This window comes from Georgenia sp. 311, assembly GCF_006151955.1.
Classification (GTDB): Bacteria; Actinomycetota; Actinomycetes; order Actinomycetales; family Actinomycetaceae; genus Oceanitalea; species Oceanitalea wutianyii.
In genome coordinates this window covers 20,228-30,294 of record NZ_VDFS01000060.1, presented here as the reverse complement: position 1 = coordinate 30,294, position 10,067 = coordinate 20,228, and the positions used below count along the sequence as shown (strand labels likewise).

General features: G+C 73.3%; 8 protein-coding genes. 2 read left to right on the top strand and 6 right to left on the bottom strand.

Annotated elements, in window-relative coordinates; all coding sequences use genetic code 11:
* Nucleotides 1-39 precede the first annotated feature (39 nt).
* Nucleotides 40-2,751, bottom strand: a complete 2,712-nt coding sequence (ppdK, locus tag FHE66_RS12845; RefSeq protein WP_139073368.1) for a pyruvate, phosphate dikinase — start codon at nt 2,749-2,751, stop codon at nt 40-42.
* A gap of 97 nt (nt 2,752-2,848) precedes the next feature.
* Here ppdK and FHE66_RS12840 point away from each other — a divergent pair, with 97 nt between their 5' ends.
* The gene (locus FHE66_RS12840) at nt 2,849-3,175 is read left to right on the top strand and encodes a GNAT family N-acetyltransferase (RefSeq protein ID WP_330998294.1); all 327 of its coding nucleotides are present in this window, start codon (nt 2,849-2,851) and stop codon (nt 3,173-3,175) included.
* 10 nt (nt 3,176-3,185) lie between these two features.
* On the opposite strand, the gene FHE66_RS12835 is transcribed toward FHE66_RS12840, so the two are convergent.
* Together FHE66_RS12835 and FHE66_RS12830 are read right to left on the bottom strand one after the other, a co-directional pair.
* Complete coding sequence (locus FHE66_RS12835; RefSeq protein ID WP_139073366.1) at nt 3,186-4,196, bottom strand: pirin family protein; 1,011 nt, start codon at nt 4,194-4,196, stop codon at nt 3,186-3,188.
* Nucleotides 4,197-4,287: 91 nt separating this feature from the next.
* Nucleotides 4,288-5,580, bottom strand: coding sequence for a hypothetical protein (locus tag FHE66_RS12830; protein ID WP_139073365.1), 1,293 nt, complete (start codon nt 5,578-5,580; stop codon nt 4,288-4,290).
* Nucleotides 5,581-5,669: 89 nt separating this feature from the next.
* On the opposite strand from FHE66_RS12830, the gene FHE66_RS12825 reads away from it, so the two are divergent.
* Entirely contained in the window at nt 5,670-6,215 is a 546-nt protein-coding gene (locus tag FHE66_RS12825; RefSeq protein WP_139073364.1) for an NUDIX hydrolase, read from the top strand.
* Nucleotides 6,216-6,358: 143 nt separating this feature from the next.
* On the opposite strand, the gene FHE66_RS12820 is transcribed toward FHE66_RS12825, so the two are convergent.
* From FHE66_RS12820 to FHE66_RS12810, 3 genes are all read right to left on the bottom strand, one after another.
* Nucleotides 6,359-6,832, bottom strand: a complete 474-nt coding sequence (locus tag FHE66_RS12820; protein ID WP_139073363.1) for an RNA polymerase sigma factor — start codon at nt 6,830-6,832, stop codon at nt 6,359-6,361.
* A gap of 150 nt (nt 6,833-6,982) precedes the next feature.
* Nucleotides 6,983-7,153 (bottom strand): CsbD family protein, encoded by a 171-nt coding sequence (locus tag FHE66_RS12815; protein ID WP_139073362.1) that lies wholly within the window; start codon nt 7,151-7,153, stop codon nt 6,983-6,985.
* Nucleotides 7,154-7,292: 139 nt separating this feature from the next.
* Nucleotides 7,293-9,869, bottom strand: coding sequence for an ATP-dependent Clp protease ATP-binding subunit (locus FHE66_RS12810; RefSeq protein ID WP_139073360.1), 2,577 nt, complete (start codon nt 9,867-9,869; stop codon nt 7,293-7,295).
* Nucleotides 9,870-10,067 lie beyond the last annotated feature (198 nt).

The following is a 10,067-nucleotide window of genomic DNA, read 5'->3' as shown; positions in this document are numbered from 1 at the left end:
CGCGCGGCCCCGGGTCCGCCCCGGGGCCGCGCGCCACGGTCACGCCGTCGCGTCCTCCCCCGCCATGACGGCCGCCCGTCCGGCCTCGAGCCGGGCCACCGGCACCCGGTAGGGGGAGCAGGAGACGTAGTCGAGCCCCGCGGAGTGGAAGAAGTGGATCGACTCCGGGTCCCCGCCGTGCTCGCCGCACACCCCCATCTTCAGCTGCGGCTTGGTCGCCCGTCCGCCCGCGACGCCGGCCCGCACGAGCGGGCCCACGCCCTCGCCGTCGATCGTCTCGAACGGGGAGATGCGCAGCACGCCGTTGGCCAGGTACTGGGAGAAGAACGCCGCCTCGACGTCGTCCCGGGAGAAGCCCCAGGTCGTCTGGGTGAGGTCGTTGGTGCCGAAGGAGAAGAAGTCCGCCTGCTCGGCGATGCGGTGGGCGGTGAGCGCCGCTCGCGGCAGCTCGATCATCACGCCGACGGGCAGGTCGAGGAGCACGTTCGCCGCCCTGCCCTCCTCGGCGAGGATCCGCTCGGTCTCCTGCCGCACGAGCTGGAGCTCGCGGACCGAGCCGACGAGCGGGACCATGATCTCCGGCCGCGGGTCGGCGCCCTCGGCGCGCAGGGTCGCGGTCGCCTGGGCGATGGCGCGCACCTGGAGGGCGAACAGCCCGGGGACGACCAGCCCGAGGCGCACGCCGCGCAGGCCGAGCATCGGGTTGGCCTCGTGCATCCGGCGCACCGCGGCGAGCAGCCGCTCACGCTTCTCGTCCACCTCCCCCCGCTCCTTCGCGAGCGCCACCTCCACCGACAGCTCGGTGAGATCGGGCAGGAACTCGTGGAGCGGCGGGTCGATGAGCCGGATCGTCGTCGGCAGCCCGTCCATCGCGCGCAGGATGTCGATGAAGTCGGCCCGCTGGTGCGGCAGGAGCGCCTCGAGCGCCGCAGTGCGCTCCTCGTCGTCGTCGCCGGCGAGGATGACCCGCTCGATGAGCTCGCGCCGGTCCCCGAGGAACATGTGCTCGGTGCGGCACAGGCCGATGCCCTCGGCCCCGCGCTCACGGCCGCGGGCGGCGTCCTCGGCGGTGTCCGCGTTCGCGCGCACCCCGAGCCGGCGGACGTCGTCGGCGTGGCTGAGGACGCGGTGGACGGCGACGATGAGCTCGCGGGTCTCCTCGTCCGGTGCCGCGGCGAGGCCGGCGTCCATGCCGTGGGAGATGTAGGTCATCACCGGGGAGTCGACGACGGGCACCTCGCCGAGGAACACCTCGCCGGTCGTCCCGTCGATGGCGATGATGTCACCCGCGTGCAGCGTGTGGCCGGCGACCCGGACCTCCTGGCGGGCGACGTCGACGTCGAGCGCGTCGGCCCCGACGACGGCGCAGGTGCCCATGCCGCGGGCGACGACGGCGGCGTGGGAGGTCTTGCCGCCGCGCGCGGTGAGGATGCCGGCGGCGACCATCATGCCCTGGAGGTCGTCGGGGTTGGTCTCGCGCCGCACGAGGATGACCTCGGCCCCGGCCTCGGTGCGTGCGACCGCCTGGGCGTTGTCGAAGACGATCTCCCCGACGGCCGCGCCCGGCGAGGCAGCCATGCCGGTGGTGAGCAGCTCGGTGTCCGCCTCGGCGTCGAACTGCGGGAAGAGCAGCTTGCCGAGCTGGGCGCCGGTCACCCGGCTGATCGCCTCGTCCATCGTGATGAGGTCCTCGTCGACCAGCTGGGTGGCGACGCGGAACGCGGCGGCGGCGGTGCGCTTGCCCACGCGGGTCTGGAGGAGCCAGAGCCGGCCGTCCTCGATGGTGAACTCGATGTCGCACAGGTCGCGGTAGTGGGTCTCCAGCCGGCGCATCGCCTGGCGCAGCTCGGAGTAGGCCTCCGGGTTGATCGCCTCGAGCTCGGCGAGCGGCACCGTGTTGCGGATGCCGGCGACGACGTCCTCGCCCTGCGCGTTGGGCAGGTAGTCCCCGTAGACCCCGGAGTGCCCGGTCGAGGGGTCGCGGGTGAAGCACACCCCGGTGCCCGACGTCGGGCCGAGGTTCCCGAAGACCATCGCCTGGACGTTGACCGCCGTGCCGAGGTCGCCCGGGATGCCCTCCTGGCGGCGGTAGAGGACGGCCCGGTCGGTGTTCCAGGAGCGGAGCACGGCCTCGATGGCCATGTCGAGCTGCTGGCGCGGGTGCTGCGGGAAGTCCTGCCCGGACTGCTCGCGGACGATCTCCTTGAACGTCCGGACGAGGCCGCGCAGGTCCGCACCGGTGAGCTCGGTGTCGTCCTTCACCCCGCGCTCGGCCTTGAGGGCGTCGTGCGCGTCGGCGAAGAGGTCACCGTCGATGTCGAGCACGGTCTTGCCGAACATCTGGATGAGCCGCCGGTAGGAGTCCCAGGCGAACCGCTCGTCCCCGGTGTACTCGGTGAGCCCCTGGACAGAGGCGTCGTTGAGGCCGACGTTGAGGACGGTCTCCATCATCCCGGGCATGGAGAACTTCGCGCCCGAGCGCACGGAGACGAGCAGCGGCTCGTGGAAGTCACCGAGCCCGCGGCGCAGCGAGTCCTCCATCTCGCGCAGCGCGAGCGTGACCTCCACGCGCAGGTCCGCCGGGACGACGCCGTCGCGCATGAACGCCCGGCACGCCTCGGTGGTGATGGTGAAGCCCGGCGGGACAGGCAGCCCCAGCCGGCTCATCTCGGCGAGGTTCGCCCCCTTCCCACCGAGCAGGTCCTTCTGGTCCATACCGCCTTCACTGAAGCGGTAGACGTACTTCGCCATCAGCGTTCCCCGTCCTGCTTCACGCGGCGAGCGCGCCTCGCCGGCGTTCGTCACTTTAGCGACGTCCGTCACATCCGGCCTGTGACGTAGTGCCCAGGTGCGCTCCGCGAGCCTGTGGCAGTGGAACCGGTTACGGTGCCGCATGGCTGAGATCGAGGTGGAGGACAATCCCCAGCGGCACCGGTACGAGGCGACGTCCGGGCAGGAGCTCCTCGGCGTCGCGCTCTACGAGCGGGAGGGCGACGTCCTCGTCCTCACCCACACGGTGGTGGACAGGGCGGCCGAGGGGCACGGCGTCGGCTCGGCCCTCGCCCGGACGGCGCTGGACACGGCCCGGGACCACGGCCTGCGGGTGCTGCCGCGGTGCCCGTTCATGGCCGGGTGGGTCGAGCGGCACCCGGAGTACGCCGACCTCGTCGCCTGAGATCCGCGGCTCAGCGTCGCTCGGGCTGCCCCCGCCGGCGGCGGGGTCGCAGCCGCACGTTGGGCAGCTCGGGGGCCGGCAGCGGCGCCCCCGCGTACCCCGGCACGGTCCCGAAGCGGGCCGCCCCCTGCGGGTCGCCCGCCAGGGCCGCCTGCCACTGGTCCCGGGCGGTGAGGACCTCCTCGTGGGTGCGGCCCACGAAGTTCCACCACATGAGCACCTCCTCGGGGAACGGCTCACCGCCGACGAGCACCGCCCGCACCGGCTCCGTCCCGGCCTGCAGGACGAGCTCCTCCCGGCCCGGGGCGAGGTAGGCGAGCCACGCCGGCTCGAGCGGGGTGCCGGCGACGGTGAGCTCCCCGGAGTCCAGGAGCACGCCGTGCTCGAAGGCGGGGTCGACGCGGAGGCGGAGGGTCGCCCCCGCGGCCAGGTCCACCTGCGCGGCCACGAGCGGGGTGTCGGCCCGGGCCGGGGAGGTGAGTCCGCCGAGGGCGCCCAGGAAGACCTGGACGTGGGCGCCGTCGGTCCGGAAGGACGGCACCTGCGCGACGTGCTCGAAGGCCCGGTCGCCGTGCCGGGTGGCCTCGGGCAGCACGGTCCACAGCTGGACGCCGTGCAGGGAGCGCTCCGCGGGGAACCGGGCGAGGGTGCTCTCCTCGGAGTGGCTGATCCCGTGCCCCGCGGTCATGAGGTTGAGCTGCCCGGGCTCGATGGTCTGCACCGAGCCGAGGGCGTCCTGGTGGAGCACCCGTCCGGAGAAGATCCAGGTGACGGTCTGCAGGCCGGTGTGCGGGTGGGGCGCGACGTCCATCCCGCCGGTGGCCGCGACGTCGTCCGGGCCGTAGTGGTCGAGGAAGCAGAACGCGCCGATGAGCGAGCGCTCGCGGGAGGGCAGCGTGCGCCGCACCGTCATCGCCCGCGGCCCGCCGAGGGGCACGTCGCGGGGCGCGATGAGCTCGACGCCCTCACCGGGCCGGGCGACGCACACCCGCTCCTGGGGACGGCGCTCGAGGTTCGTCACCACCCGAGGCTACGCCGGTCCGCACACACGTCGACGCCGTCCCGGGGGGCCCTCCAACCCGCCCGGGACGGCGTCCGCCTGAGGGTCGTTCCTAGAACGCCAGCTGCTCGTCCGCGACGGCGAGGACCCGCCAGGTCCGCCCGTCGGCGTCGCTCAGCTCGTAGGCCGGCAGCAGCAGCGCCGCGTCGCCGTCGGTCCAGTGCTCGATGAGGCCGAGCTCGGCGGCGGTGATCGTCACGTCGGTGACCGACCACGGGATGGGGTCCCCGGCCGCGGGCGGGGCGGCCGGCGGGGCGTTCCAGTCCCGCTCGTCGGGGGCGGGCATGATCCGCATGACGTCGTCGCGCCACACCTCCGACCCGCCGAAGCGGGGGTCGCCGAGCCGGGCCACGGCCTCGGTCGGGCTGACGACCTCGTAGTCGCCGAGCGGGACGAGCGGGGCGAGCGGGCCGCTGAGGGTGTACACCCGGTCGCCCGCGACCTCGGCGTTCCACATGAGCCCGGTGCGCGCGCCGCCTGCAGTCTGGTGGGCGACGACGCTCTGCAGCTCACCCCCGGACCAGTGCGGCTGGACCTCGTACTCCGCGGCCTCGGCGTCGACACCGAGCGCGGCGAGGGTCTCGCGCAGGACGGCGCCGGGACCGTCGGTCGCTGCGTCCGCCTCGGGCCCCTCACCCGTCGGCTCCGCGGGGGCGACGTCAGGGACGCCCGCGTCCCCGCTCGAGGAGCTCATGCCCTCCTCCGCGGCCGAGCCCTCCGCGGGCTCGGGCAGCGGCATCGGCTCGACGTCCGTGAGGAGCTCGTCGATCGCCGGGTCGTAGAACCATACCGAGGCGTTGCCGTCGTTGCCGATCTCCACGGTGGGGCCGTTGCCGTCGACCGGGCCGACGATCCAGCCGCCCTCCTGCCGCGGCTCCCCCTCGACGCCGAGCACCTCGGCCGCCCGGGAGGCGGTCTCGGCGCTCACCGTGCCGGCGGCGTCGAGCGCCCATGCCGCGGCGGTGGACCGCTCGTCGCCGAGCCCCTGGGCGGTGAAGGTCGTGCGTCCGCCCATCCCGCCGGAGAACGACATGTCGGCCGACGCGCGGGCCTCGCCACCACCCGCCATGGTCTCGGGGGTGGTGGCGACCTGCCCGGTGCCCGCCTGGGGCGCCGGGGCGTCGGTGGCGGCACGCCCGATCCCGAACCCGGCGCCACCGACGACGAGCGCGCCCGCGGCGACCGCGGCGACCGCCGCCCAGCGCGGGGTGCGGCGCTCACGGCGCGCCGCGAGCTCGTCGCCCCGGTGCTCGGCCGTCCGCTCGGCCAGCCGCTCGGCGTCGGGCTCGGCGCCCGCGGCAGGGTCAGCGGCGCGCAGCCGGGCCAGTGCCTCGTCCTCGTCCATCGGTCCTCCCAGGTCTCGATCGGGCTCTCTGACCCTCATGTGTCGGGGGCGGGACGGATCTTGCACGAGGGCGTGGCAGGCTGGCCGACGTGACCCTCCACGCCTCCGCCCTCACCCTGCTCGAGCAGTGGACCCCGCCCACCCCGCGGCAGGCCGAGCTGCGCGACCGCTACGTCGCCCACCTGCGCGCCGAGCCGCTCGGCGCGCTGCGCGAGTGCTACCCCGACCACCTCACCGCCAGCACGATCGTCGTCTCCCCGGACGGCGGGCGGGTCCTGCTCACCCTCCACCGCAAGGCGCGGCGCTGGTTCCAGTTCGGCGGGCACGTCGAGCCGGGCGACGCGTCCCTCGCGGCCGCCGCGCTGCGCGAGGCCACCGAGGAGTCCGGCGTCGCCGGGCTCGTGCTCGACCCGGTCCCCGTCCAGCTCAGCGCCCACCCGGTGCCGTTCTGCGACCCGCGTGGCGGCGCCACGCACCTGGACGTCCGGTTCGTGGCCGTCGCCCCGTCCGACGCCGTGCACGCCGTCTCCGAGGAGTCCCTCGATGTCGCGTGGTGGCCGGCGGACGCGCTGCCCGACCCGCAGGCCGACCTCGTCGAGCTCGTCGCCCTCACCCGCGCCCGCCTCCTGCCCTGACCCGGCAAGCCCCGCCCGCCCCCCGCGCCCCTCCCCCGCGACAGCCGACTTCCGCACGACAGCCGACTTCCCCGCGACAGCCGACTTCCGCACGACAGCCGACTTCCGCACGACAGCGGACGTCCGTGGGACGCCCGGGCCCGTCAGTCGGGCCAGGCGGCGGCGAGCCGGGACCGTGCCCGGGACAGCGCGGCGTCGGCCCCGCCCCGGGAGATCCCGAGCACCTCGGCCAGCTCCACCCCGCTCAGGCCCTCCCAGGCGTGGAGGACGAGGATCTGCCGGTCACGCTCGGTGAGCGCGGCGAGGGCGGTGCGGGCGTCGTCGTCCGCGAGCGCCGCGAGCAGGGGGTCGCCGTCGTCGGTCGGGGCATCAGGCACGGTGGCGACGGGGACCGGGACGACCTTGCGCCGGTGGTTGGCCAGGACGTAGCCGGCCGTGCGGTAGAGCCACGGCAGCACGGCCTCGGCGGGCACGTCGGCCCGCCGTCGCCACGCGGTGGCGAGCACCTCGGCGGTGAGGTCCTCGGCGTCGCCGCCGGGCGCGCGCCGCAGGAAGTAGCGGTACACGGCGGTCGCGTGGTCATGGTACAGCTGGTCGAACCACGCCTCGTCGCGCACTGGCGCCCCTCTCGTCGTCCACGGCGGGCAGGTCCCACCGACCTGCCTGTGTCGCCGCCCGCCCCGATCTTGCACGAGCCGCGCACGGTTTCCGCCCGGACGCACGAGTGCCCCGCGGGAGACGTCCCGCGGGGCACTCGAGGAGCAGGTCTACTTGAAGGCGTCCTTGATGTTCTCGCCCGCCTGCTTGAGGCTGCCCTTCGTCTGGTCCTTCTTGCCCTCGGCCTGAAGGTCCCGGTTGTCCGTCGCGTCGCCGACGGCCTCCTTGATCTTCCCGGAGGTCTTCTCGGCAGTGTTCTCGATCTTGTCGTCGGCACCCATGGGGCGGCCTCCTTCCGTCACGCGAGACCACGGCCGGTCCCGTCTGCCTGCCACCGTACGGTCGCCCGCGCCGCGCCGCCCGTCGAGACGACGAGCGGGCCGGGCCGGGCCCTGTGCTCACTCGGCCCTCGTCGGACCGTCAGGAGCCGGGCTGCAGCTGGCCGCCGCCGCCCGCGCCGCCACCGGACGGGGCGGTCGGCATCTGGCGCTGCTCGACGGTGGGTGTGCCACCGACGGCCACCGGCTCGGGCGCGGGCACGGAGCCCTCGTCCAGCGCACGGAACTTGAACTCCCCGAGCAGGCCCTCACCCTCGGCGTCGACCTCGATGGTCTGGCCGGTCTTGAACTCGCCGTACAGGATCTTCTCGGACAGGACGTCCTCGATCTCCCGCTGGATCGCGCGGCGCAGCGGCCGGGCGCCGAGGACCGGGTCGTAGCCCCGCTCGGCGAGCAGCAGCTTGGCAGCGTCGGTCAGCCGGATCGTCATGGCCTGCTGGCGCATCCGCTCGTCCAGGTGGGCGATCATCAGGTCGACGATCTGGACGATCTGCTCCTGGGTGAGCTGCGGGAAGACGATGACGTCGTCCACGCGGTTGAGGAACTCGGGCCGGAAGTGCTGCTTGAGCTCCTCGTTGACCTTCGACTTCATCCGCTCGTAGTCGTTGGACAGCTCGCCGCTCGCCTGGAAGCCGGTCTGCACGCCCTTGGCGATGTCCCGGGTGCCGAGGTTCGTCGTCATGATGATGACGGTGTTCTTGAAGTTCACCACGCGGCCCTGCGCGTCGGTGAGGCGACCGTCCTCGAGGATCTGCAGGAGCGAGTTGAAGATGTCCGCGTGGGCCTTCTCCACCTCGTCGAACAGGACGACGGAGAACGGACGACGGCGCACCTTCTCGGTGAGCTGGCCGCCCTCCTCGTAGCCGACGTACCCGGGGGGCGAGCCGAAGAGCCGCGAGACGGTGTGCTTCTCGGAGAACTCGCTCATGTCGAGCTGGATGAGCGCGTCCTCGTCGCCGAAGAGGAACTCGGCGAGCGCCTTGGCCAGCTCGGTCTTACCGACGCCCGTGGGGCCGGCGAAGATGAACGAGCCACCGGGACGCTTGGGGTCCTTGAGCCCGGCGCGGGTGCGGCGGATGGCCTGGGACAGCGCCGTGATGGCGGCCTCCTGGCCGACGATCCGCTTGTGCAGCTCGTCCTCCATGTGCAGGAGCTTGGAGGACTCGGCCTCGGTGAGCTTGAAGACCGGGATGCCGGTCGACATCGCCAGCACCTCGGCGATGAGGTCCTCGTCCACCTCCGCGACCGTGTCGAGGTCGCCCGCCTTCCAGGCCTTCTCCCGCTCCACGCGGCGTGCGGCGAGCTGCTTCTCGTCGTCGCGCAGCGCGGCGGCCTTCTCGAAGTCCTGGTCGTCGATCGCGGACTCCTTCTCGCGACGGACCTCGGAGATCTTCTCGTCGAGCTCGCGGAGCTCCGGCGGGGCGGTCATCCGGCGGATGCGCAGACGCGCGCCCGCCTCGTCGATGAGGTCGATCGCCTTGTCCGGCAGGTAGCGGTCGGAGACGTACCGGTCGGCCAGGGTCGCGGCGGCCACGAGGGCCTCGTCGTTGATCGAGACGCGGTGGTGCGCCTCGTAACGGTCGCGCAGACCCTTGAGGATCTCGATCGTGTGGGCCACGGTCGGCTCGTCCACGAGGATCGGCTGGAAGCGGCGCTCGAGGGCGGCGTCCTTCTCGATGTGCTTGCGGTACTCGTCGAGCGTGGTCGCACCGATGGTCTGCAGCTCACCGCGGGCGAGCATCGGCTTGAGGATGCTCGCGGCGTCGATGGCGCCCTCGGCCGCACCGGCGCCGACGAGGGTGTGGATCTCGTCGATGAACAGGACGATGTCACCGCGGGTGCGGATCTCCTTGAGCACCTTCTTCAGGCGCTCCTCGAAGTCACCGCGGTAGCGGGAGCCGGCGACGAGAGAGCCGAGGTCGAGCGTGTAGAGCTGCTTGTCCCGCAGCGTCTCGGGCACGTCGCCGCGGACGATGGCCTGGGCCAGGCCCTCGACGACGGCGGTCTTGCCGACGCCGGGCTCGCCGATGAGGACGGGGTTGTTCTTCGTGCGCCGCGAGAGCACCTGCATGACACGCTCTATGGGCTGCTCGCGCCCGATGACGGGGTCGAGCTTGCCCTCGCGGGCGGCCTGGGTGAGGTTGCGGCCGAACTGGTCGAGCACCGCGGAGCCGGAGGGCTGACCCTCGGCGGGGCCGCCGGCGGCGACGGCCTCCTTGCCCTGGTAGCCCGAGAGCAGCTGGATGACCTGCTGGCGCACCCGGTTGAGGTCGGCGCCGAGCTTGTTGAGCACCTGCGCCGCGACACCCTCGCCCTCACGGATGAGGCCGAGGAGGATGTGCTCGGTGCCGATGTAGTTGTGGCCCAGCTGCAGCGCCTCGCGCAGCGACAGCTCGAGCACCTTCTTCGCCCGGGGGGTGAAGGGGATGTGCCCGCCGGGGGCCTGCTGGCCCTCACCGATGATCTCGGTGACCTGCTGCCGCACGCCCTCGAGGGAGATGTCGAGGGACTCCAGCGCCTTCGCGGCCACACCCTCGCCCTCGTGGATGAGCCCGAGCAGGATGTGCTCGGTCCCGATGTAGTTGTGGTTGAGCATCCGTGCCTCTTCCTGGGCAAGGACGATCACGCGACGGGCTCGGTCGGTAAATCTCTCGAACATGGGGGCTCCTTACGGGCAGCGTGACCGGTGCTCCCGGTCTGCAGCGTTCATCAAGGCTAACCGCGGGGTGCTCCGGACCGTGCCCGTGTTCGCCAGCGGCGTGACTGGCCGCCCGCGCAGGACAGACGGCGCCCGGGCGGGGTGAGGACGCGCCGTCCACAGCGGCGGCGGCGTCGCTTGTCCCTCGCGCCCGGACGG

Coding starts and splice junctions, on each gene's coding strand:
- FHE66_RS12815 (WP_139073362.1), bottom strand. CDS start 7,153: ATGGGTGCCGACGACAAGATCGAGAACACTGCCGAGAAGACCTCCGGG.
- ppdK (WP_139073368.1), bottom strand. CDS start 2,751: ATGGCGAAGTACGTCTACCGCTTCAGTGAAGGCGGTATGGACCAGAAG.
- FHE66_RS12830 (WP_139073365.1), bottom strand. CDS start 5,580: ATGGACGAGGACGAGGCACTGGCCCGGCTGCGCGCCGCTGACCCTGCC.
- FHE66_RS12810 (WP_139073360.1), bottom strand. CDS start 9,869: ATGTTCGAGAGATTTACCGACCGAGCCCGTCGCGTGATCGTCCTTGCC.